Annotated in this window: 16 protein-coding genes and 1 tRNA gene; 1 reads left to right on the top strand and 16 read right to left on the bottom strand. The window is 71.3% G+C overall.

Going from position 1 to position 23,014, the window contains the following annotated elements:
* Positions 1-54 precede the first annotated feature (54 nt).
* From CG740_RS05880 to CG740_RS05820, 13 genes are all read right to left on the bottom strand, one after another.
* Positions 55-876, bottom strand: a complete 822-nt coding sequence (locus CG740_RS05880; protein WP_100573872.1) for a thioesterase II family protein — start codon at positions 874-876, stop codon at positions 55-57.
* A gap of 410 nt (positions 877-1,286) precedes the next feature.
* Complete coding sequence (gene ddaH / locus CG740_RS05875) at positions 1,287-2,120, bottom strand: dimethylargininase (RefSeq protein WP_100573871.1); 834 nt, start codon at positions 2,118-2,120, stop codon at positions 1,287-1,289.
* 316 nt (positions 2,121-2,436) lie between these two features.
* Positions 2,437-2,510, bottom strand: a tRNA-Thr gene (locus CG740_RS05870).
* A 95-nt stretch (positions 2,511-2,605) separates the two neighbouring features.
* Positions 2,606-4,165 (bottom strand): alpha/beta hydrolase, encoded by a 1,560-nt coding sequence (locus CG740_RS05865; RefSeq protein WP_100573870.1) that lies wholly within the window; start codon positions 4,163-4,165, stop codon positions 2,606-2,608.
* A 175-nt stretch (positions 4,166-4,340) separates the two neighbouring features.
* Entirely contained in the window at positions 4,341-5,546 is a 1,206-nt protein-coding gene (locus CG740_RS05860) for a DNA polymerase III subunit delta' (protein WP_100573869.1), read from the bottom strand.
* 474 nt (positions 5,547-6,020) lie between these two features.
* The gene (tmk, locus tag CG740_RS05855) at positions 6,021-9,377 is read right to left on the bottom strand and encodes a dTMP kinase (RefSeq protein WP_100573868.1); all 3,357 of its coding nucleotides are present in this window, start codon (positions 9,375-9,377) and stop codon (positions 6,021-6,023) included.
* 175 nt (positions 9,378-9,552) lie between these two features.
* Positions 9,553-12,390 carry a type I DNA topoisomerase gene (gene topA / locus CG740_RS05850; RefSeq protein ID WP_100573867.1) on the bottom strand — a complete coding sequence of 946 codons (2,838 nt, stop codon included), beginning with the start codon at positions 12,388-12,390 and terminating at the stop codon, positions 9,553-9,555.
* A 188-nt stretch (positions 12,391-12,578) separates the two neighbouring features.
* Entirely contained in the window at positions 12,579-12,794 is a 216-nt protein-coding gene (locus tag CG740_RS05845; RefSeq protein WP_376209583.1) for a hypothetical protein, read from the bottom strand.
* Positions 12,795-13,187: 393 nt separating this feature from the next.
* The gene (locus tag CG740_RS05840; RefSeq protein WP_100573865.1) at positions 13,188-14,687 is read right to left on the bottom strand and encodes a DUF7059 domain-containing protein; all 1,500 of its coding nucleotides are present in this window, start codon (positions 14,685-14,687) and stop codon (positions 13,188-13,190) included.
* A 96-nt stretch (positions 14,688-14,783) separates the two neighbouring features.
* Positions 14,784-15,455 (bottom strand): small secreted protein, encoded by a 672-nt coding sequence (locus tag CG740_RS05835; RefSeq protein ID WP_100573864.1) that lies wholly within the window; start codon positions 15,453-15,455, stop codon positions 14,784-14,786.
* A gap of 167 nt (positions 15,456-15,622) precedes the next feature.
* Positions 15,623-18,016, bottom strand: coding sequence for a sodium-translocating pyrophosphatase (locus CG740_RS05830; protein ID WP_100573863.1), 2,394 nt, complete (start codon positions 18,014-18,016; stop codon positions 15,623-15,625).
* A gap of 282 nt (positions 18,017-18,298) precedes the next feature.
* On the bottom strand, positions 18,299-18,742 hold the full coding sequence (locus CG740_RS05825) for an ATP-binding protein (protein ID WP_100573862.1): 444 nt from the start codon (positions 18,740-18,742) through the stop codon (positions 18,299-18,301).
* A 104-nt stretch (positions 18,743-18,846) separates the two neighbouring features.
* A complete protein-coding gene (locus CG740_RS05820; RefSeq protein WP_100573861.1) occupies positions 18,847-19,200 on the bottom strand; it encodes an STAS domain-containing protein in 354 nt (117 codons plus the stop codon).
* 79 nt (positions 19,201-19,279) lie between these two features.
* Between CG740_RS05820 and CG740_RS05815 the strand changes: the two genes are divergently transcribed.
* A complete protein-coding gene (locus CG740_RS05815; RefSeq protein ID WP_100573860.1) occupies positions 19,280-21,769 on the top strand; it encodes a DEAD/DEAH box helicase in 2,490 nt (829 codons plus the stop codon).
* On the opposite strand, the gene CG740_RS05810 is transcribed toward CG740_RS05815, so the two are convergent.
* The 3 genes from CG740_RS05810 to CG740_RS05800 all read right to left on the bottom strand — a co-directional run bounded on the left by CG740_RS05810 (position 21,699) and on the right by CG740_RS05800 (position 22,889).
* The gene (locus tag CG740_RS05810) at positions 21,699-22,079 is read right to left on the bottom strand and encodes an Rv3654c family TadE-like protein (RefSeq protein WP_234376089.1); all 381 of its coding nucleotides are present in this window, start codon (positions 22,077-22,079) and stop codon (positions 21,699-21,701) included. The genes CG740_RS05815 and CG740_RS05810 overlap by 71 nt on opposite strands.
* Before the next feature lie 197 nt (positions 22,080-22,276).
* On the bottom strand, positions 22,277-22,606 hold the full coding sequence (locus CG740_RS05805) for a TadE family type IV pilus minor pilin (RefSeq protein WP_199846355.1): 330 nt from the start codon (positions 22,604-22,606) through the stop codon (positions 22,277-22,279).
* 49 nt (positions 22,607-22,655) lie between these two features.
* Positions 22,656-22,889: a DUF4244 domain-containing protein gene (locus CG740_RS05800; protein WP_100573857.1), complete on the bottom strand. Its 234-nt coding sequence runs from the start codon at positions 22,887-22,889 to the stop codon at positions 22,656-22,658.
* Positions 22,890-23,014 lie beyond the last annotated feature (125 nt).

Genomic DNA, 23,014 nt, shown 5'->3' with positions numbered 1-23,014 from the left:
CGGCGTCCCGGGCACGGAACGCCGACGGCCCTCCCGCCGAGCCGACCGCTCGTCTCACGCGCCGCGCTGCCCGGCCGCGGAAAGCGGTTCCTCGCCGCGGTATGCGAGGGAGAAGGCCGCCAGGTCCCGCGAGATGGTCCGGGCCACCTCCGGCACCTGTGACTGCAGATAGAAGTGACCGCCGTCGAAGAACCTGGTCGTGCACTGCGCGGTGGTGTGCTCGCGCCACTTGAGGAACCCGTCGCGCGGCACGCTCGGATCCTGCTCCCCGCAGTAACTACTGATGGGGCAACCGACCTTGCTGCCCGAGAGCCCCTGGTACGTCTCCACTGCCCTGAAGTCGGCGCGCAGGGGCGGGATGACCGTCGCCAGGAGCTCCTTGTCGGCCAGCAGGGCCGGCGGCGTCCCGGCGAGTTCCACCATGTGCTCGGTAATGCCTTCGTCGTCCAGCCGGTGGAGGCCGCGGTCCTGGCGGACGGACGGCGCCCCACGGCCCGAGACAATCAGACCCAACAGGTCGCGGCCCGGCCGCCGTTCCATCCGTAGCGCAACCTCGTAAGCCAGGGCGGACCCCATGCTGTGCCCGAAGAGGGCCAACAGCCCGCCGCGCCAGGGTTCCAGAGCCTCGGTGGCACGGTCCGCCATCTCCAGCAAATCCTCCAAAGGGGATTCGGCGAGACGGTCCTGCCTGCCGGGATACTGCACGATCAGCACATCGGCCGTGGCGGCCAGGGCCGCCGACAGGGAGAAGTAGGCCGACGCGGATCCTCCGGCGTGCGGAAAGCAGACCACCGTCGGGCGACCGTCACCTCGCGGCTCGTGGAACTGGCGTATCCAGCTACTGCCCACGGCGTCATGGCGGCGCATGCTACTCATCGCTTCTTCCTCCTTCGTGTTCTGGGGCACGATCGCGGAGGGCTCTGCGCGTATTACTTGCCGCTGCGCTCGACAGGCTGCCGAAATCGCCAACCATATTGGCTTCGGAGGAGCCTTCCGAGTCGACTGAGCGACCCGGAAGACACTCCTGGAATAGAACGACCGGTCATCGGCCGATATATTCGACCGATTTCCCAGGGTCGACCATATCCCTGGCCGGCAAACACGTGCCGCACATGCTCCCGCATTTCCGGTTTCTGATTCCGGCTGCGCCCGAATATACCCTCGGACGGGTGGCAGGTGAACGGGAAAGCACTTTGTGCACGATCGGCCGGACCGGCCAGCGGGGCCGTCCCGTCAACGGGACAACCGGACGGCTCGGCCACGTTCGCCCGGCGCCCGGAACATGCCTAGCCCCGCAGTTCGAGCGTGCAGCACTTGACGCTGCCGCCCGCCTTCAGGAGCTCGGTCAGATCGGCTCCGATGGGGTGGTAGCCGCGCTCGCGCAGCTGCGCCGCGAGGCCCACGGCCTGCTGCGGCAGTATCACGTTCCGCCCGTCCGACAGAGCGTTCAGGCCGAAGGTCGCCGCGTCGGCCTGGTCGGCCAGGATCGCGTCGGGGAAGCGCTCGGCCAGCACCGACCGGCTCTCGGGCGAGAACGCCGCCGGGTTGTACATGATCTCCCCGTCCGCGAGCACCGACAGCGCCGTGTCGAGGTGGTAGAACCGCGGATCGACCAACGTCAGGGTCACCACGGGGCGGCTGAAGAACTCGCTCACCTCGTCGTGCGACCGCAGGTCGGAGCGGAACCCGCTGCCGGCGAGGATCTCCCCGCCCGCGTAGAGGAAGTCACCCTCGCCCTCGTTGACGTACTCGGCCTGCCGGACCTCAGACCAGCCGCCACGGCCGAACCAGTCGAGGTAGGCGGCCGACTCGTCGACGCGCTGGGAATGCCGGAAGCGGGCGACGAGCACCTTGTTGTCGATGACGATGGCACCGTTCGCGGCGAACACCATGTCGGGCAGACCTGGCACCGGTTCTATGAGCTGCACGTCGTGGCCGAGTTCGACGAACGTGTCGTGCAGTTCCTTCCACTGGGCCAGCCCGGTCTCTGCCGAGGTGGGCTTACTCGGGTCCATCCACGGGTTGATCGAATACGTGACATCGAAGTGGGTGGGGCGACACATCAGATAACGCCGCGGCGATGCCGCACGAGCACTTCCCGTCGACCGTTCCACATTCATGTGTGACACCTTGATCCCGTCTCGTCTGGGGAAAATTCTGGAACAGTGAAGCAGAATCGGTACGGAAGTGCGAGCACGACCAGGAATAGACACATCGATGCAGCGCGAATACCCCATGCCTATGGACGCGTTATGCACGGGTGCTATCGTGCAAAAAAATGGGCGACTCGGCCAGTTATCCGATCCGCCCGGATTCACCGGATTCCCTTTTTACCGGCCAAGGCTGTTGTCAGCCGTCGCGGTATCCGCCTGATCCAGGCGCGGACGGACATGAAAAAGCCCCAGGTCACGGCGAGTGAGTCCTGGGGCTGATCCGAGCCGCCTTCGGGATTCGAACCCGAGACCTACGCATTACGAGTGCGTTGCTCTGGCCAACTGAGCTAAGGCGGCACCGCTCTGCGCACCATGGTGCGAGCAGCAGCGTCGCCAAGTCTACACAGTTTCTGGAGTGGTCCCGACCAGGGTCGGGGTGGGCCGCTGCGGGGCTATGAGCAGCGCTTTCCCTTCGCCGGCGGGGTGCCGTCGAGGAGGTAGGTGTTGATCGCGGTGTCGATGCAGTCGCTGCCGCGGCCGTAGGCGGTGTGGCCGTCGCCCTCGTAGGTGAGGAGGGTGCCGGAGGAGAGCTGGGAGGCGAGGGACTCGGCCCACTTGTAGGGGGTGGCGGGGTCGCGGGTGGTGCCGACCACCAGGATCGGGGCGGCGCCCTTCGCCTCGATGCGGTGGGGGGCGCCGGTGGCCTTGACCGGCCAGTACGTGCAGTTCAGGCCGGACCAGGCGAAGCCGTCGCCGAACACCGGGGAGGCCTGTTCGAAGGAGGGCAGGGCCGCGCTCACCTCGGCGGGGCCGGTGAAGGACGGGGGCAGGTCGAGGCAGTTCACGGCGGCGTTGGCGAACATCAGGTTCGCGTACTTGCCGCTCGCGTCGCGCTCGTAGTACGAGTCGGCCAGGGCCAGCAGGCCCGCGCCGTCGCCGCTCATGGCGCGGGTCAGGGCGGTGCGCAGCTCGGGCCAGGCGGCCTGGTCGTACATCGCGGCGATCACGCCCGTGGTGGCGAGGGATTCGCTGAGTGCGCGGCTCTGGCCGGTGGGGATCGGCTTGGCGTCGGTGTCCTTGAAGAACCTCCGCAGCCGGTCGGAGGCGTCCGGGACGGACTGGGTGCCCAGCGGGCAGTCCTTCTGCTTGACGCAGTCCGCGGCGAAGGACTTGAAGGCGGTCTCGAAGCCCGCCGTCTGGTCGCGGTTCATGTCCAGGGAGGAGAGCGAGGGGTCCATCGCGCCGTCGAGGACGAGCCGGCCGGTGCGGGACGGGAACAGCTCGGCGTAGGTCGCGCCGAGGAACGTGCCGTACGAGGCGCCGACGTAGTGCAGCTTCTGATCGCCGAGCACCCCCCTCAGGACGTCCATGTCACGGGCCGCCTCGACCGTGGAGACATGCGGCAGGATCTTGCCGGACTTGGCCTCGCACCCATGCGCGAAGTCCTTGAACGCCTTGGCCAGGGCGGCCTGTTCGGCCGGGTCGTCGGGGGTCTGGTCGACCTCCGTGTACGCGTCCATCTGCTTGCCCGTGAGGCATTCGACGGGCTCGCTGCGGGCCACTCCGCGCGGGTCGACGGCCACCATGTCGTAACGGGCCCGCACCGGGGCGGGGTAGCCGATACCGGCGTACGACTGGAGGTAGCCGACCGCCGAGCCGCCCGGGCCTCCCGGGTTGACCAGGAGCGAACCGATCCGTTTGCCGGGGCCCGTCGCCTTCACCCGGGCGACCGCCAGGTTGATCGAGGGGCCGGCGGGCTTCGCGTAGTCGAGCGGCGCCTTCATCGTGGCGCACTCGAACTTGCCGACACCGCAGGCCCGCCAGCTCAGCTTCTGTGTGTAGTACGGGGCGAGGGCCTGCGCCGTGGCGGCGTCGCTCGGGCCCGCCTTGCCCGCGTCGTGCGGTGAGGCGCTCGCGGACGTCGACGAACTGCCCGACGAGCAGCCGGAGATGAGCAGCCCTGCCGTCACGGCGGCGATGGCTGAGGTACGGAGCAGGCGCCTAGGGTCCATCTGCGGAGCGTATCCGCCCGGTGACGTGATGTACGCGGCGCGCGGCGGTGCGGCTCGTACGGGTGATCCCGTCAACCTCGCCCGCCCGGGCGTCCTCCCACATCCGCATGACCCGCCCCCCTTCTCTTTCCTGGGCCCCGTGCCGGCTCAGCTCTTGCTCAGGCCCTGTGCCGGATCAGCCCGCTCGCAGGGCGAGCGTCATCGACTCCATCGCCAGGAGCGGGGCCACATTGCGGTCCAGCGCCTCGCGGCAGGCCAGGATCGACTCGATGCGGCGCAGCGTGCGCTCGGGGCCGGATGCGCGGGCGATCCGGTCCACCGCGTCCCGTACGTCCTCGTTGGCGATGGCCACCCGGGTGCCCATTTGCAGCGTGAGGACATCGCGGTAGAAGCCCGTCAGCTCGGTCAGCGCCAGGTCCAGGCTGTCGCGCTGGGTGCGGGTCTTGCGGCGCTTCTGCTTGTCCTCCAGCTCCTTCATCACCCCGGCGGTGCCGCGCGGCATCCGCCCCCCGGCCACGCCGCCCATCGCCGCCTTGAGGTCCTCGGTCTCCTTGACGTCGACCTCGTCGGCCTGCTGCTTGGCGTCCTCCGCCGCGGTGTCGACCAGCTCCTGCGCCGCCTTGAGGCAGCCGCCCACGTCGTCCACGCGCAGCGGCACCTTCAGGACCGCGGCCCGCCGGGCCCGGGCCGCCGCGTCGGTGGCCAGGCGGCGGGCCCGCCCGATGTGGCCCTGGGTGGCGCGGGCCGCCGCGTACGCCGCTTCGGGCTCGATGCCGTCGCGCCGGATCAGCACATCGGCGACCGCCTCGACGGGCGGAGTGCGCAGGGTGAGGTGACGGCAGCGGGACTTGATGGTGGGGAGCACGTCCTCCAAGGAGGGCGCGCACAGCAGCCACACCGTGCGGGGAGCGGGCTCCTCCACCGCCTTGAGGACGGCGTTGGCCGCCTGCTCGGTGAACCGGTCGGCATCCTCGATGATGATCACCTGCCAGCGGCCGCCGGACGGCGACATCTGGGCGCCGCGCACCAGCTCGCGGGTCTGCTTGACGCCGATGGTGAGGCCCTCGGTGGTGATGACCGTGACATCGGCGTGCGTACCGATCAGTGCCGTGTGGCAGCCGTCGCAGAAGCCGCAGCCCGGTTCGCCACCCAGCGCCCGGTCCGGGCTGACGCATTGCAGGGCCGCCGCGAACGCACGGGCGGCGGTGGGGCCGCCCGAACCGGGCGGCCCGGTGAACAGCCAGGCGTGCGTCATCTTCGACGCCTCGGGGCGCGGCTCGCCGGAACGCTCGGCGGTGACCTGCGCATCGGCATCCCGGGCGGCGGCACCCAGCTGCTCCTGCAATTGGTCCTGGCCCACCAGGTCGTCCCAAACGGCCATCTACTGCCCCTCCGTACCCTCCGGTCGCTGCTGCGCCCATTGTGCGCCACCCCACTGACATCGGACGCCAGTGGGCAAATCACCGCAGGTCAGGGGCGGGAGGCGAAGAATGTGCTCCCGCGTTCTCCCGGTGTGCTCACGGTGTACTTCCGCGTGCTCCCGGTGTGCTCACGGTGTACTTCCGCGTGCTCCCGGTGTGCTCACGGTGCACTCCTGTCGGAGCCCCAGTCTCTGACCCCGGTCGGCCCCAGTCCATGCGCCGATCGCGGTCGGCGGACCGCCCCCGAACCGCGCCGGTCCGCCAACCAAGATCGGCGCCCGCTCCTCGCCTGCCGTGCGGCATCGCGGGGGCTGCCCCGAGACACGGCGCCCCGAGAAAATTCCGGGCCCGCAAACGATCGTGCCGGCACGCAACTTGCTCTGCGTGCCGGCACGAATGCCGGGGCTGCGGGCAGCCCCGGGGTCCCGCCCGGGTCAGCGCTTGCGGCGGCCGCCACGCGGGTTGTCGTCCTCGTCGTCGCGCGGGCCGAGCAGTTCGTCGGCCAGCGTCGGCAGGTCGTCGAGCGGGGTCTCCTCCGCCCAGTCGGAGCGTGGGCGCCGGCGCTCCCGGCCCGTCTCGGGGTCGATCTGGGGCAGTTCGCGCGTGCGCTCGTTGCCTCCCTCGGCCGGGTTCCCGGCCGCGCGCTCGTCCCGGAACAGGCCCGGCGGCACACGGTCGGCGGGGGCGTCGCCGCGCACCGGCGGCAGCACCGCCGTCTCATCGGCGGCCCGGGCGTCGCGGCCCGCGTCCCGGCCGGTGTCCCGACCCGCGTGCGGCACCGCCGGCAGAACGGTCGTCTCCTCGGCGTCCGAGGCGGGCCCGGACCTGCCCGCACCCGTCGCGTCCGCCGAGCGGTCCGTATGACCGGCACGACCCGCACGAGCCGTGCGATCGGCACGATCAGCGTCCGGCTTGGGCACCGGAACAGGCTGGGTGATCTCGTTGGGCTCGGCCACCGGGACCTGCTGGGTCACCTCGTTGGGGCTGATCACCGGGGTTTCGACGGTGACCTCCGACTCCGAGGCCTCCGCCGAACCGCCGGCCCGGCCGGAGCGCTCCGAGCGACCGGAACCGGCACCTTCGGCAGCGCTCCCGGAGCCCACGGCCCCCGACGCGTTCGCGGCCGAGGCCGCGGCCTCGGCCGCCCTGCGCTGCTTCGCGGCAGCCTCCTCGGCTGCGGCGACGGCGGCGGCCTCCGCCAGGCGGCGGGCCTCCTCCGCGCGCAGCAGCGCCTCCTCGGCCTTGCGCTGCTTCTCCAGGCGGCGGGCCTCCGCCTCGGCGCGCAGCCGGGCCTCTTCCTCCGCCTGCTTGCGCAGGCGTTCCTGTTCGGCCGCGCGTGCCTTCTCCTCGGCCTCGCGCCGGACGCGCTCCTCCTCGGCGAGCCGCCTGGCCTCCTCGGCCCGCTGCCGGGCCTCCTCCGCCTGGCGCTCCTCCTCGCGGCGGCGCGCCTCTTCCAGCTCGCGCCTCTTGCGCTCCTCCTCCTCGGCGCGGAGCTTGGCGAGCTGCTCCTGGCGCTCGCGCTCCAAACGCTCTTCCTCGGCCTTGCGCGCGGCTTCCTCCTCGGCGCGCTTGCGGGCCTCTTCCTCGGCCTTGCGGCGCGCCTCCTCCTGGGCCCGGACCTCGGCCTCGGAGAGCGGCAGCATCCGGTCGAGCCGGTGGCGTACGACGGTGGTGACGGCCTCCGGTTCCTGGCCGGCGTCCACCACCAGATAGCGGGAGGGGTCGGCGGCGGCCAGGGTGAGGAACCCGGACCTGACCCGGCCGTGGAACTCCGGCGGCTCCGACTCAAGACGGTCCGGCGCCTCGGTGAAGCGCTCGCGGGCCGTTTCGGGCGCGACATCGAGCAGTACGGTCAGATGCGGTACGAGTCCGCCCGTTGCCCACCGGTTGATGCGGGCGATTTCGGTCGGGGACAGATCACGGCCGGCCCCCTGGTAGGCCACGGACGAGTCGATGTAGCGGTCCGAGATGACGATCGCGCCGCGCTCAAGGGCGGGCTTCACCAGCGAGTCGACGTGCTCGGCCCGGTCGGCCGCGTACAGCAGTGCCTCGGCGCGGTTGGACAGGCCCGCCGACGACACGTCGAGCAGGATCGACCGCAGCCGCTTGCCCACCGGCGTGGCACCGGGTTCGCGCGTGATCACGACCTCGTGGCCCTTGGCCCGGATCCACTCGGCGAGTGCCTCGGCCTGGGTGGACTTGCCGGCCCCGTCGCCGCCCTCCAGGGCGATGAAGAAGCCGGTCGCGGCCGGTGCCTGTGCCGGGTCGGCGCCACGGACCGCGTCGGCCAGATCGCGCCGCAGCGGCACGCCCTGGCGGTCGTCGGCCTTGGCGAGCACCACGGCGGCCAGCGGCAGCAGCAGCGCGCCGACCAGCATCAGGGTGAATCCGGCGCCGCCGTGCGCGAAGACGAACGAGCCGGACTCGACGCGGTGGCTGCCGATGGCCGCGGCGAGCAGCGGCGCCACGATGGCGCCGAGCCCGATCGAGACCCGGACGACCGCCTGGAGGTGTTCGGCGGTGCGGGACCTGCGGTACTCCTCGGTCTCCTGGTCGATCAGTACGTGCGCGGTGTTGGCCGCGACACCGGCGGTGACGCCCGCGACGAGCGCGATGAACAGCACCGTCGCGAAGTCCGGCACGAGGCCCATGGCGAGCAGGGCGATGCCGGTGACGGCGATCGCCAGGGCGAGCAGCCGGCGCCGGGAGAGCACCGGGAGGATCTTGGCGGCGGTCCGGATGCCGAGCACCGTGCCACCCGTGAGGGCGAGGACCAGGAGGGCGAACGCGGCCGGGCCGCCGCCCAGGTCCATGGCGTGCAGCACGGCGACCGAGGCGGCCGCGGCGATGGCGGCGGCGACCGAGGCGCCGGCGAGCACGAGCAGCGGGACGGCTCCGGTGCGGCCCTTGTCGGGGCCGTTTCCGGTGCTGGGCCTGCGCAGCCCCTCCAGCGGGGAGCGCGGGCGCGGCGTTGGGGTTGCGGGCAGTTCGAGCAGCGCGACCACGGAGATGGACGCGGCGAAGAGACCGGCCGCCAGGTACGAACCGAGCGCGGCCTGATGGAGCGTGAACCAGTCGATGCCCGCCCCGAGCAGATTGCTGACGAGGGCGGCGACCAGCAGGGCCGCGGCGCCCAGCGGGATCGCGACGAAGGTCGTCCGCAGCGAGAGCCTGCGCAGCGCGTCGAGGTGGTCGGGCAGCGGCCGGACGGCGGCGCCCTCCAGGGGCGGCGCGGGCAGCAGTGCGGGGGCGGCGCTCTCCTTGGCGACCGTCCAGAACCGCTCGGCCACGCCCGCCACGAATACGGTGACAAGAACAAGGAGCAGCGCGTGGCGCGGCGTCCAGTCGATCCACAGGGGCGCGACGATCAACAGGGCGGCCCGTACGCCGTCGGCGCCGACCATCGTCCAGCGCCGGTCGAGCGGCCCGCCCGGCGCGGTGAGCGCGGAGACGGGGCCGAGCAGCGCGGCGCCGAAGAGCACCGTCGCGAACACCCGGGCGCCGAGCACCGCGGCGACCGCGAAGGCGGCACCCCGGTATCCGCCGCCGAACGACTCCTGCTCCAGGGCCGCCTGCAACGCCAGGAGCAGCATGACGAGTACGGCGAGGGTGTCGCCGATCCCGCCGACGAGCTGGGCGCTCCACAATCGTCGCAGTGGGGGGATGCGCAGCAGGGCGCGTACGGCGCGCTCGCGTGAGTCTGCGGCTAGGCCGTCGGTGATGGGGCTCACGACCGTGGGTGTCGCCCCGGCTCCTTCAGAGCTTGGGGGTTGCTCGGCTCCTCGCGTCATCCGCCCAGCCTATCCGGAGCGTGCGGGTCCCGGCGGGGGTGCCCGAACATACGGGCGGACGAAGCGATTCGGGGTCCGGCGGGGCTCGACCTTCCCGGGGCCTCGACGCGGGCGGGGGGCCGGGGCGCGTGCCCCGGCCCCCCGCTCGCCGTCGGTCCTGCTCTGCTGCGCGGAGCTACTCCGAGGCCGCCGTCTTCTTGGCGGCCGTCTTCTTCGCCGGGGCCTTCTTGGCCGCCGTCGTCTTGGCCGCCGTGGTCTTGGCCGCCGCCGTCTTCTTGGCGGGTGCCTTCTTGGCGGTGGTGGCCTTCTTGGCCGTCGCCTTCTTCGCGGGGGCCTTCTTCGCCGTCTTCTTGGCCGGGCCCTTGGCGCGCTTCTCGGCGAGCAGCTCGTAGCCGCGCTCCGGCGTGATCTCCTCGACGCTGTCGGCGGTCCTGAGCGTCGCGTTGGTCTCGCCGTCGGTGACGTACGGGCCGAAGCGGCCGTCCTTCACCACGACCGGCTTCTCGCTGACCGGGTCGACGCCGAGCTCCTTGAGCGGCGGCTTGGCCGCGGCGCGGCCCCGCTGCTTGGGCTGGGCGTAGATCGCCAGGGCCTCGTCGAGCGTGATGGAGAAGAGCTGGTCCTCAGTCTCCAGGGAGCGCGAGTCGGTGCCCTTCTTCAGATACGGCCCGTAGCGGCCGTTCTGCGCGGTGATCTCCACGCCCTCGGCGTCGGCGCCGACCACGCGGGGCAGCGACATCAGCTTGAGGGCGTCGTCGAGGGTGACGGTGTCCAGGGACATCGACTTGAAGAGCGAGGCGGTCCGCGGCTTGACCGCGTTCTTCCCGGTCTTCGGCGTGCCCTCGGGCAGGATCTCGGTGACGTACGGGCCGTAACGCCCGTCCTTGGCGACGATCTGATGCCCGCTCACCGGGTCCGCGCCCAGCTCGAAGTCGCCGCTCGGCTTGGCGAGCAGTTCCTCCGCGTACTCGACGGTCAGCTCGTCGGGCGCCAGGTCCTCGGGGACGTCGGCGCGCTGGTGGCCCTCGGAATCCTTCTCGCCGCGCTCGACGTACGGGCCGTAGCGGCCGACGCGGAGCACGATGCCGTCACCGACGGGGAACGAGGAGATCTCGCGGGCGTCGATGGCGCCGAGGTCGGTCACGAGCTCCTTGAGCCCGCCGAGGTGGTCGCCGTCGCCGTTGCCGGCCGAGGAGGCGGCTCCGGCCGTCGCCGCGTCGCCCTCGCCGAAGTAGAAACGCTTCAGCCACGGCACCGCCTGGGCCTCGCCCCGCGCGATGCGGTCGAGGTCGTCCTCCATCTTGGCGGTGAAGTCGTAGTCGACGAGCCGGCCGAAGTGCTTCTCCAGGAGGTTGACCACGGCGAAGCTCAGGAACGACGGGACGAGCGCCGTGCCCTTCTTGAACACATAGCCGCGGTCCAGGATCGTGCCGATGATCGAGGCGTACGTCGAAGGACGCCCGATCTCGCGCTCTTCCAGCTCCTTGACCAGGGAGGCCTCGGTGTAGCGGGCCGGCGGCTTGGTCGCGTGGCCGTCCACCGAGATCTCCTCGGACGACAGGGCGTCGCCCTCGGCCACCTGCGGCAGCCGGCGCTCGCGGTCGTCGAGCTCGGCGTTCGGGTCGTCGGCGCCTTCGACGTACGCCTTCATGAAGCCGTGGAAGGTGATCGTCTTGCCGGACGCGGTGAACTCGGCCTGCCGGCCGTCGCTCGCCCGGCCGGCGATCTTCACGGTCACCGAGTTGCCGACCGCGTCCTTCATCTGGGAGGCCACGGTGCGCTTCCAGATCAGTTCGTAGAGCCGGAACTGGTCGCCGGTCAGGCCGGTCTCGGCCGGGGTGCGGAAACGATCACCCGAAGGACGGATCGCCTCGTGCGCCTCCTGCGCGTTCTTGACCTTTCCGGCGTACGTGCGCGGCTTGTCCGGCAGGTAGTCGGCGCCGTACAGCTGCGTCACCTGGGCCCGGGCGGCGGTGATCGCCGTGTCGGACAGCGTCGTGGAGTCCGTACGCATATAGGTGATGAAGCCGTTCTCGTACAGCTTCTGGGCGACCTGCATGGTCGCCTTCGCACCGAAGCCCAGCTTGCGCGAGGCCTCCTGCTGGAGCGTCGTCGTACGGAACGGGGCGTACGGCGAGCGGCGGTAGGGCTTGGACTCCACCGAGCGCACGGCGAAGGAGGATTCGGCGAGGGCGGCGGCCAGGGCCCGCGCGTTCGCCTCGTCCAGGTGCAGGACGTCGCTCTTCAGTTGTCCGTCGGGGCCGAAGTCGCGGCCCTGCGCGATGCGCCGGCCGTCGACCGTGTTGAGCCGTGCCACCAGCGTGGACGGGTCGGAGGCGTCGCCCGCCCGGCCGGTGGAGAACGTCCCGGTCAGGTCCCAGTACTCAGCAGAACGAAACGCGATGCGCTCGCGTTCCCGCTCCACGACGAGCCGGGTGGCCACCGACTGGACGCGCCCGGCGGACAGCCGCGGCATGACCTTCTTCCACAGGACCGGCGAGACCTCGTAGCCGTAGAGGCGGTCGAGGATGCGGCGGGTCTCCTGGGCGTCGACCATGCGCTGGTTGAGCTCGCGCGGGTTGGCGACGGCGTCCCGGATGGCGTCCTTGGTGATCTCGTGGAAGACCATCCGGTGGACGGGGACCTTGGGCTTCAGGACTTCCTGGAGGTGCCACGCGATGGCTTCGCCCTCGCGGTCCTCATCGGTGGCGAGGAAGAGTTCGTCGGATTCGGCGAGCAGCTCCTTGAGCTTCCTGACCTGGGCCTTCTTGTCGGCGTTGACGACGTAGATCGGCTGGAAGTCGTGTTCGACGTCCACGCCGAGCCGGCGCACCTCGCCGGTGTACTTCTCGGGCACCTCGGCGGCGCCGTTCGGCAGGTCGCGGATGTGCCCGACGCTCGCCTCGACGACATAACCGGGGCCGAGATAGCCCTTGATCGTCTTCGCCTTGGCAGGAGACTCGACGATGACGAGTCGGCGGCCGCCCTTTGCGGTCTCGCTGGTCGGGGACAACTTCGCTCTTCTCTCCGGTCGGCACTCGGGTGTCAGTACGTGACGCTGCGGAGTGTGACGGTACAACCCGCCCCCGTGTCAAACAGCAAAAGCCCGCAGCGGCCACTCGAACGGTAACCCGACTTACCGCGATCCTGCCGCCCGGACCGTCCCGAAGCCTTCCGAAAAGCGTTTCATCCCCTTTCGGGCTAGATGTGAGCGAAGCACCACACGCCGAGCAGCAGGAACACGGCGCCGAAGACGCTCGCGAGCACCGCGGCGGATACGGGAGGAGCGCCGTACGCGACCGGTGTCCGGCGGCGCACACAGGATGCCGTCCACAGCAGCAGGGCGCCTCCGAACAGCACGAACACCGCCCCCGCGAACACCGCCGGCCCCGCCTCGGTCCCACCCATCGCATTCATGGGCGTGATCCTGGCCAGGCCGGTGCACCCCCGGGCAGAGCCGGGGCCGCATCCCGGAGAACGGCGGGTGAACGGTCACCCGGTCATGCACATTTCAGCCAGATCCCCACGCCCCGAGGCGCCTCGGGGGCGTGCCCGAGGCGTCGTGCGTCACATCGGCGCCGCACACCACATCCCATCGGGCGTGGCCGCGTCGCCTTCGTCCCTCTCCGGCACCACCCTGCTCCGGCGCCCACCGCCCGCCGGGCCGGGTCCGCCGCGTGCGTCGGCCGGGATACGTCACCCGTCGTACGGGCCTCGTCCGCTCGGCTTCGCCGGGTGACCGGCCGGGGCGCCCGGTCGGTCACACCCGGGCGCGAACCTCCGCGCCCCGAGCGGCAGTTCGGCCGGTCCTCACTCCCCCACGGGCTCCAGGAAGCCCTGCTCCACCAGGAGGCGGATCGCTTCCGGCGTACGATCCCGCAGCAGCACCGGGTCCTCGTCGATCAGCTGGGCGATCGCGTCCAGGATCCGTCCCGCGGGCAGCTGCCCGTCGCAGACACCGGCGAAGCCGGCGCCCACCGTGTCCACCTTGGTGGCCCGGCGCATGCCGCGGTTCTGGCGCAGCACCACGTGCTCCGGGTCCTCGGCGCCGGGCAGGCCCACCTGCTCCTGCACCACCTCGTCGGCCAGCCGGAACCGGTCGGCGAGCAGGGCCGCGTCGTCATGGCGGCGCAGATAGTCCTGCCGCTCGAAGTGGCCGCGCACCGCGTCGCCCAGCGGCTGCTCGACCGGGTGCGGCCACTCCTCGGCAACGATGGACGGCCGGTCGCTGTCGGTGCGGCGCAGGGTGATCCAGCCGAAGCCGACCGCCTTCGTCTTGCGGGCCTCGAACTCGTCCAGCCACGCCTCGTAGCGCTCCGCGTAACGGGCCGGGTCGCTGTGGTGGTCCCCGGCGTCACGCAGCCACAACTCGGCGTACTGAGTGATGTCCTGGACCTCGCGCTGGACGATCCAGGCATCGCAGCCGCGCGGGACCCAGGAGCGCAGCCGGTCCTGCCACTCCTCGCCCTCGACGTGCTGCCAGTTGGCCAGGAACTGGGCGTATCCGCCGGGGTTGAGCCGCTCCCCCGCCTGCTGAACGAGCGTGCGGCACAGATCGTCCCCGCCCATGCCGCCGTCCCGGTAGGTGAGCCGGGCGCCGGGCGAGATCACGAAGGGCGGGTTGGACACGATGAGGTCGAACGTCTCGTCGCCGACCGGCTCGTACAGCGATCCCGTGCGCAACTCTGCCTCCGGCGCACCCGACAGGGCGAGCGTGAGCCGGGTGAAGTCGAGGGCGCGCGGGTTCAGATCGGTGGCGGTGACGCGGGTGGCGTGCTGTGCGGCGTGCAGCGCCTGGATGCCGGAGCCGGTGCCGAGGTCGAGGGCGGAGCCCGCGGGCCGGCGGACCGTGATGCCCGCCAGGGTGGTGGAGGCGCCCCCGACGCCGAGCACCATGGCCTCGTCGCGCCCGCTCGCCCCGCCGGCGCCGCCGACCGCGCAGCCGAGGTCGGACACGATGAACCAGTCCTGCCCGTCGGGGCCGCCGTAGGGGCGCACGTCCACCGTGGCCCGTACCTCGTCGCCGGCGCGCACCACCCAGCCGTCCTCGATGGCCTCCGCCAGGGGCAGGGCCGCGCGGGCGCTCTCGTACCCGGCGGGCTGCTGGAGCAGGAAGAGCCGCACCAGCGTGTCGAGCGGCTGCTGCCCCCGGGTGGCGCGCAGGGCGGGGACGGTCTCGCCGCGGGCCAGCGCGGCGTACGCGGGCGCGCCAAGCAGGTCGAGCAGGCCGTCGGCGGTGAAGGCGGCGGCGAGCAGGGCGTCGCGCAGGCGGGCTGCGTGACCGGGCGCGGGAAGACTGGTCGTACTCACCCCGCCATTGTGGCCGCTGCCTCCGACAATCACCCCATCACGCCCGTGGCCCGGTCCCACGAGGGGGCCGGGCCACGGGCGAGGGGCGCCTGCGGGCTACGACTTGGGGCTCTCCGAAGCGGAGGGCGACGCGGAACCCGAGGGTGAGGCGGAGCCGGAGGGCGAGGCCGACGGCGAGGCCGAGTTGTCGGCCTGAGCGCCCGCGCCCGAGGCGGCGGCGGACGGCGTCTGCTTCTGGCAGCCGGGCTGCTTCTGCATGGCCTTGCCGACGTCGCCGGCCTCCAGCTTCTTCAGCGAGGCGTCACCCGTCGAGCTGATCTTGCCGAGCTCGGTCGCGATGTCCTCCAGGCCCTTGGCGAACGCCGCCTGGTCGCCCGCGTTGAGCGCGTCGACCTTCTTCTTCAGGTTCGCGTACGCCACGGAGGAGGCGTTCAGCTCCTTGACGGCCTCCTGCTGGGTGGTGGCGCCGTCCTTGACCGGCGGTGCGCCGGCCTGGTCGACGGCCGAGCCCAGCGCCTTGTAGGCGTCCGAAATCTGCTGGAAGGCGTTCGAGTCGGTCTTCTGCACATCGGCCGGCTTGCTGTCGTCACGCGTCTGCGCCTGGATCGCGGCGTTGGCGTCGGTGATCTTCTTGAACTGGGGCTGGGCCGAGTTGCAGAAGGTCTTCGCCCAGTCGTCGACCTTCTTGCTGGAGTCGTCGCTACAGCCCGACAGCGTCAGGATCAGTACCGCACCGCCGGACAGTGCGGCTGCAAGCTTCTTGTTCACCGGTTTGGTCCCTTCCAAGGCTCTCGGCCCCGGAACATACACGCCAAGTGGGCGACAATCGCTTGCCGTCCGTGTGATCTGCCCCCTATTGCAGCCATTTGCACCAAGCAGAACGGGCGGACGGTGTGTCAAACCCCACCGCCCGCCCGCCCTTTGCCGCTCGTGGCTTAAGAAACCACCGCCGGGTCCGCAGGCTTCGCGACCCGCTCGTTGTTCCCGTCGTCACCCACGGCCACGCTGCGCCGCTTCGACACGTACACCGCGCCGATGATGACGAGGATGGCGAGCGCCGCCACGATGCCCCGGACCAGCGGGTTCGCGTCGTCGCCGTAGCTGAACTTGACGATGGCCGGCGCGATCAGGAGCGCCACCAGGTTCATCACCTTGAGCAGCGGGTTGATCGCGGGGCCCGCGGTGTCCTTGAAGGGGTCGCCGACGGTGTCGCCGATGACGGTGGCGGCGTGGGCCTCACTGCCCTTGCCGCCGAAGTGGCCGTCCTCGACCAGCTTCTTGGCGTTGTCCCAGGCGCCGCCCGAGTTGGCGAGGAAGACCGCCATCAGGGTGCCGGTGCCGATCGCGCCCGCCAGATAGGAGCCGAGCGCGCCGACGCCGAGGGTGAAGCCGACGGCGATGGGCGCGAGCACCGCGAGCAGGCCGGGGGTGGCCAGTTCGCGCAGCGCGTCCTTCGTGCAGATGTCGACGACCCGCCCGTACTCCGGCTGTTCGGTGTAGTCCATGATCCCGGGGTGCTCGCGGAACTGCCGCCGCACCTCGAAGACCACGGCACCGGCCGACCGGGACACGGCGTTGATCGCGAGCCCCGAGAAGAGGAAGACGACCGCCGCGCCCAGCATCAGCCCGACCAGGTTGTTGGGCTGCGAGATGTCCATGCTCAAGGTCAGCTCGTTCGCCTTGGCGTGGACGTCGCCCACGGCCGTGGCGATGGCGTCCTTGAACGAGCCGTAGAGCGCCGCGGCCGCGAGGACGGCCGTCGCGATGGCGATGCCCTTGGTGATGGCCTTGGTGGTGTTGCCCACGGCGTCCAGGTCGGTGAGCACCTGGGCGCCCGCCCCCTGGACGTCGCCGGACATCTCCGCGATGCCCTGGGCGTTGTCGGAGACCGGCCCGAAGGTGTCCATGGCGACGATCACGCCGACCGTGGTGAGCAGGCCGGTGCCGGCCAGCGCCACCGCGAACAGCGCGAGCATGACCGAGGTGCCGCCGAGCAGGAAGGCCCCGTACACGCCGAGGCCGATCAACAGGGCGGTGTAGACGGCCGATTCGAGGCCGATGGAGATGCCCGCGAGGACGACGGTGGCGGGTCCGGTGAGCGAGGACTTGCCGATGTCCCTGACGGGACGCCGGGTGGTCTCGGTGAAGTATCCCGTCAACTGCTGGATCAGGGCCGCCAGAACGATGCCGATGGCGACCGCGACCAGGGCGAGGATCCGCGGGTCGCCGTCGTGCGTCTTGATGACGTCGTCCGTGACGCCGTTCAACTTGGCGTATGAGGACGGCAGATAGACGAAGACCGCGACGGCCACCAGGGCGAGCGAGATCACCGCGGAGATGAAGAAGCCGCGGTTGATGGCCGACATCCCGCTGCGGTCGGCGCGCCGCGGGGCGACCGCGAAGATGCCGATCATCGCGGTGACCACGCCGATCGCCGGGACGATCAGCGGGAAGGCCAGGCCCGAGTCGCCGAACGCCGCCTTTCCGAGGATCAGCGCCGCGACCAGGGTCACGGCGTACGACTCGAAGAGGTCGGCCGCCATGCCGGCGCAGTCGCCGACGTTGTCGCCCACGTTGTCCGCGATGGTCGCGGCGTTGCGCGGGTCGTCCTCGGGGATGCCCTGCTCGACCTTGCCGACCAGGTCGGCGCCGACGTCGGCGGCCTTGGTGAAGATGCCGCCGCCGACTCGCATGAACATCGCGATCAGCGCGGCGCCGAGGCCGAAGCCCTCCAGGACCTTGGGCGCGTCGGCCGCGTACACGAGCACGACGACGGAGGCACCGAGCAGGCCGAGGCCCACCGTGAACATGCCGACGACGCCGCCCGTACGGAAAGCGATCTTCATGGCCTTGTGGGAGACCGCGGTGAGATCCCTTTCGGGTTCACCCTCGGCGGGAGTCGCCTCTCGGGCGGCCGCCGCCACGCGCACATTCGCGCGCACGGCGAGACGCATCCCGATGTATCCCGTCGTCGCCGAGAACACGGCGCCGATCAGGAAGAACACGGAACGCCCTACGCGCTGCGACCAGTTGTCGGACGGCAGCAGGAACAGCAGGAAGAACACCACGACGGCGAAGATGCCGAGGGTGCGCAACTGCCGGGTGAGATAGGCATTCGCGCCTTCCTGGACGGCCGCCGCGATCTTCTTCATCGAATCGGTGCCCTCGCCCGCGGCGAGAACCTGGCGGACCAGCAGTTGGGCGACGATCAGGGCCGCCAGCGCGACAGCCGCGATGACGATCACGATCGTCCGGTTGCCGTCGGTCAGTACCGCGGCGGCCAGGGATGTGGGGTGGTCGAGTTCCGTTGGGTTGAAGAGCCCCGCCATTCGTCCTCCTTGACGCTCAGAGCTCAAGATGTGGACGGATTGTAGGTAGCGGGACACGATCAAAACAGGGCGCCGCAAATGGAATTGACCTTCATCCGTTCACCAGAGAGAGATCCGGTCACGAAAATGCCCCCGAAAGCGGTAATGGGGCAAAAGCATTGACGCTTGATCAGCGATCTAGGAACGGCCGGGAACGATCCATGCCCAGCGGCTCGAATCTGGCGTGGGAAATGAAAAAGGCCCTGCTCAGCAGGGCCCCTCTCAATATCGAATAAAAGTGGATCAGGGAAGCACCGTGGCCGGTGTGGTCGGCCAGCTCATCCGGATGACGCCCCCGGACTCGCCGGAGGTGACCTCCACATCGTCCACAAGACCGCTGATGACGGCGAGGCCCATTTCGTCCTCCGCACCGTCGTCGCCGTCGTCGGCCCCGGAGGCGCGCACGCCCGGCACCGCCGACGCACCGCCGCCCGATCCCGGCACCTCGTCGCCGACCTCGATGGAGAAGAGCTTCTCCTCCTCGGTCAGGACGACGTGGACGGGGGCGTCGATGCCGTGCGAGCGGTGCAGCCCGACAGCACGGCTGCACGCCTCGCCGACGGCGAGCCTGACCTCGTCGAGCACTGCCTCATCGACCCCGGCCCGGCGCGCCACGGCGGCCGCCACCAGACGGGCCGTCCTGACGTGTTCGGGCTGGGCACTGAAACGGAGTTCAACGGTGGCCATGGGCGATCCCCCTCGAACGTACGGGCGTACATCTCAGGGGCCCCGGGCCACAGTGCCGCCCGGCGCCCCTGTCCTTCCTCCGGAGCCGTCGAAGGACGGCTCCGTCAGTCGGTCGCGTTGACGGCCTCGTCGACCGAGCCGTGGATCGGGAACACCTTGGTGAGCCCTGTGATCCGGAAGATCTTCAAAATGCGCTCCTGGTTGCAGACCAGGCGCAGCGAGCCCTCGTGCGCGCGCACGCGCTTGAGCCCACCGACGAGCACGCCCAGGCCGGTGGAGTCGAGGAAGTCCACGCCCTCCATGTCGACGACCAGGTGGTAACTGCCGTCGTTCACCAACTCGACCAACTGCTCGCGCAGCTTGGGCGCGGTATACACATCAATCTCGCCACCGACCTCGACGACCGTACGGTCGCCACCAGGCCCGGACATATTGCGAGTCGACAGGGACAGGTCCACGGATCCTCCAGCACCTTGCTATCGAGCGGCCGCCCCCTGAGACTCCCCGGCGGAGCCAGAGAACGGATCGCCAGCCGCGATGGCATTCAATCACTTACCAGCAGCCATGCACGACGCCTTGGGACCATTGTCCGCTACGCCAGTGACACACTCGGTGCCGATGGCCAGGAATCACCGCCCCAGAACACCCGCCGACAGCACGGGTGAACGACCCGACCCCGGCACGGTCCTCGACCGGCTCACCGCAGGGGCGGGCCGGGCTGCGCGCATCACTCATACGGAGCACTTGCCCCCGCGCGCGGGCCGTCATGCAGTCTGGCCGCACCTCATCCGCCCGGAAGTGATCAACGCCATTCAGGCGGCCGGCGTCGAGCATCCCTGGGCCCATCAGGCCACCGCCGCCGAGCACGCCCTGAACGGCGAGTCGGTGGTGATCGCCACCGGCACCGCCTCCGGCAAGTCGCTGGCCTATCTGGCGCCCGTCCTCAGCACCCTCCTGGACGGCTCCGAGGCCCCGAACGGCCGGGGCGCCACCGCCCTCTACCTCGCCCCCACCAAGGCCCTGGCGGCCGACCAGCGCCGCTCGGTGAAGGCGCTGGCGGCCCCACTGGGCAACGCGATCCGGCCCGCCGTGTACGACGGCGACACCCCGGTCGAGGAACGCGAATGGGTACGCCAGTACGCCAACTACGTCCTCACCAATCCGGACATGCTGCACCTGGGCATCCTGCCCTCGCACCCCAGGTGGTCCTCCTTCCTGCGCTCCCTGCGCTATGTCGTCATCGACGAGTGCCACACCTACCGCGGTGTCTTCGGCTCCCACGTCGCCCAGGTCATTCGCCGGCTGCGCCGCCTGTGCGCCCGCTACGGCGCCGACCCGGTCTTCCTGCTCGCCTCGGCCACCGCCGCCGAGCCCGCCCTCGCCGCGGGCCGCCTGACCGGCCTGCCCGTCGTCGAGGTCGCCGACGACGCCTCCCCGCGCGGCGAGCTGGTCTTCGCCCTGTGGGAGCCCCCGCTGACCGAGCTGCCGGGCGAGAAGGGCGCGCCGGTACGCCGCACCGCCATCGCCGAGACCGCCGACCTCCTCACCGACCTGGCCGTGCAGGGCGTCCGCACGGTGGCCTTCGTCCGCTCCCGGCGGGGCGCCGAGCTGATCTCCGTCATCGCCCAGGAGCGCCTGTACGAGGTCGACCGGACGCTGGCCCGGCGGGTCGCCGCCTACCGGGGCGGCTACCTCCCCGAGGAACGCCGCGCCCTGGAGCAGGCCCTGCACTCCGGCGAGCTCCTCGGCCTGGCCGCCACCACCGCCCTGGAACTCGGCATCGACGTGTCGGGCCTCGACGCCGTCCTCATCGCGGGCTACCCGGGCACCCGGGCCTCGCTGTGGCAGCAGGCCGGCCGGGCCGGGCGCTCGGGCCAGGGGGCCCTGGCCGTCCTGATCGCCCGCGACGACCCGCTGGACACCTACCTCGTCCACCACCCCGAGGCCCTGTTCCAGCAGCCCGTCGAGTCCACCGTGCTCGACCCGGACAACCCGTACGTCCTCGCCCCCCACCTGTGCGCGGCGGCCGCCGAGATGCCGCTCACCGAGGCCGACCTGGAGCTGTTCGGACCCGCGAGCCCCGACCTGATGCCGCAGCTGGAGCGTGCGGGGCTGCTGCGGCGCCGTAGCAGCGGATGGTTCTGGACCCGTCGCGAGCGGGCCGCCGACCTCACCGACATCCGGGGTGGCGGGGGCCGCCCGGTCCAGGTCGTCGAGGCGTCGACGGGACGGCTGCTCGGCACGGTCGACGCGTCCGCCGCCCACACCGCCGTCCACGACGGCGCCGTCCACCTCCACCAGGGCCGTACGTACCTGGTGAATCACCTGGACCTGGAGGACTCCGCCGCCCTCGTCGAAGAGGCCAGCCCGCCCTATTCGACCGTCGCCAGGGACACCACCTCCATCTCCGTCCTGACCACCGACACCGAGATCCCGTGGGGAGCCGGCCGCCTCTGCTACGGCTCCGTCGAGGTCACCAACCAGGTCGTCTCCTTCCTTCGCCGCCGACTGATCACCGGCGAGGTGCTGGGCGAGACCAATCTCGACCTGCCGCCCCGCACCCTGCGCACCCGGGCCGTGTGGTGGACGGTCACCGAGGACCAGCTCGATGCCGCCCGGATCAACCCGGAGATCCTCGGCGGCGCCCTGCACGCCGCCGAGCACGCCTCCATCGGGATGCTGCCGCTCTTCGCCACCTGCGACCGCTGGGACATCGGGGGCGTCTCCGTCCCGCTGCACCCGGACACCTTGCTGCCGACGGTCTTCGTGTACGACGGCAACCCCGGCGGCGCCGGATTCGCCGAGCGCGCCTTCCACACCGCCGCGAGCTGGCTGACCGCGACCCGCGAGGCGATCGCGTCCTGCGAGTGCGAAACGGGCTGCCCGTCCTGCATCCAGTCGCCCAAGTGCGGCAACGGCAACGATCCCCTCCACAAGCGCGGTGCCGTCCGCCTCCTCACGGAACTGCTGCGGGGAGCCCCGGGGCCGGCCCCGCAAGAGCCGGCGGCGGCCCTGCCCGGGCCCTGACACTCGGCCGGTACGGACCGAACCCGGCCCTCGCCCGTACGTCCGCGATCTCTCCCGTCACCGTGCAGCGGACCAGCTCCGCGCCCTGGGCCCGGGCCACCTCAAGGGCCTTGGCGCAGGCGTCCGGCGCACCCCACAGTGCTCGGTCGGCCGCCGCGAGCGCGGCCAGATCGGCGGCCCCGCCGGCCCGGTGCCGGGCGGCGATGGCCTGACCGAGGCACAGGACGGCGGCGAACACCGCGCACATGGTGGCTGCGGTCAGCGCCACCCATACGGTGGCGGAACCCCGGTCGCCCCGTCCTCCGGCCACCGCGAGCCGGCCCTCCTGCCTCCCGATCACTGCCGGTCGGCCCTCTCGCCTCCCGATCGCCGCCGACCGGCCGATCCGCCTCCCGATCAACGTCGGCCCGTCGGCGCGGGCCCGTACTCGTCGTCGCCCCGAAGCGCTCCACGTACTCCACGTACTCCACGTGCTCCACGCGCTCCACGCGCTCCACGGCCGCCCGTTCACAGCGCCTCCCCCACCGTGTCCTCGGCCAGGGCGGCCGCCTCCGCACTGAGCGTCAGGGCCAGGTGGCGCGGCCCCGGCGTTGCGGACTCCACCCGGACCCGCCACAGCTCCCCGGCCCTCCGCACAGTGACGGTGGCGCCCTTCGGCGCCGCCGATCGGGCCGCCGCCACCGCGACCGCCTCCGGTTCGGAACGGGCCGCCGCGCGGGCCCCGGCCCTGGCCGCGTCCACGCAGCGGATCTCCGCGGAGGCCGCCGTGAGCGCCCAGAGCAGCGCGAGCGCGAACCCCACCAGGGCCGGGGTCGCCACGGCCGTCTCGGCCGTCACGAACCCCCGGTCGCCCCGATCCCTCCGGCGCCGCCGCGCGTCACCCCGCTCAGAACTGCACATCGAGCGCCTTGGTGACCAGGCCGGTCAGCGCGGTCACGACCCCGTCGCTGGTGACGACCTTGTACAGGATCGCCGCGAAAGCGCAGGCCGCCAGCGTTCCCACGGCGTACTCGGACGTGGACATCCCCGCGTCGCCCCGCGCCCGGCGCCGCAGAGCGGTACCCCAGCGCCGCATCCGCCGCTCGACTGCGGCGGCCTGCCGGTTCATGATTGCGTTCATCTTCCTCAACTCGCTCTCTGTATATGGCTGTTGATCAGCCGTGTCTGCCTACTCGTTCGCCTGCGCGCCGACCACCGGCGCTCATCCGCGTGACCGCACCCGCCAGCGGCGCCGGTTCGCGTGAC

Origin of the sequence: Streptomyces sp. CB01201 (assembly GCF_002803085.1) — a bacterium.
In the GTDB taxonomy this organism is placed as follows: domain Bacteria; phylum Actinomycetota; class Actinomycetes; order Streptomycetales; family Streptomycetaceae; genus Streptomyces; species Streptomyces hundungensis.
This window is presented reverse-complemented; position numbering and strand designations above follow the sequence as displayed.

What these genes read in the sequence shown, in the direction of transcription:
- CG740_RS05880 (WP_100573872.1), bottom strand. Translation starts at nt 876, where the DNA reads ATGAGTAGCATGCGCCGCCATGACGCCGTGGGCAGTAGCTGGATACGC.
- ddaH (WP_100573871.1), bottom strand. Translation starts at nt 2,120, where the DNA reads ATGAATGTGGAACGGTCGACGGGAAGTGCTCGTGCGGCATCGCCGCGG.
- CG740_RS05865 (WP_100573870.1), bottom strand. Translation starts at nt 4,165, where the DNA reads ATGGACCCTAGGCGCCTGCTCCGTACCTCAGCCATCGCCGCCGTGACG.
- CG740_RS05860 (WP_100573869.1), bottom strand. Translation starts at nt 5,546, where the DNA reads ATGGCCGTTTGGGACGACCTGGTGGGCCAGGACCAATTGCAGGAGCAG.
- tmk (WP_100573868.1), bottom strand. Translation starts at nt 9,377, where the DNA reads ATGACGCGAGGAGCCGAGCAACCCCCAAGCTCTGAAGGAGCCGGGGCG.
- CG740_RS05845 (WP_376209583.1), bottom strand. Translation starts at nt 12,794, where the DNA reads ATGAATGCGATGGGTGGGACCGAGGCGGGGCCGGCGGTGTTCGCGGGG.
- CG740_RS05830 (WP_100573863.1), bottom strand. Translation starts at nt 18,016, where the DNA reads ATGGCGGGGCTCTTCAACCCAACGGAACTCGACCACCCCACATCCCTG.
- CG740_RS05825 (WP_100573862.1), bottom strand. Translation starts at nt 18,742, where the DNA reads ATGGCCACCGTTGAACTCCGTTTCAGTGCCCAGCCCGAACACGTCAGG.
- CG740_RS05815 (WP_100573860.1), top strand. Translation starts at nt 19,280, where the DNA reads ATGGCATTCAATCACTTACCAGCAGCCATGCACGACGCCTTGGGACCA.
- CG740_RS05800 (WP_100573857.1), bottom strand. Translation starts at nt 22,889, where the DNA reads ATGAACGCAATCATGAACCGGCAGGCCGCCGCAGTCGAGCGGCGGATG.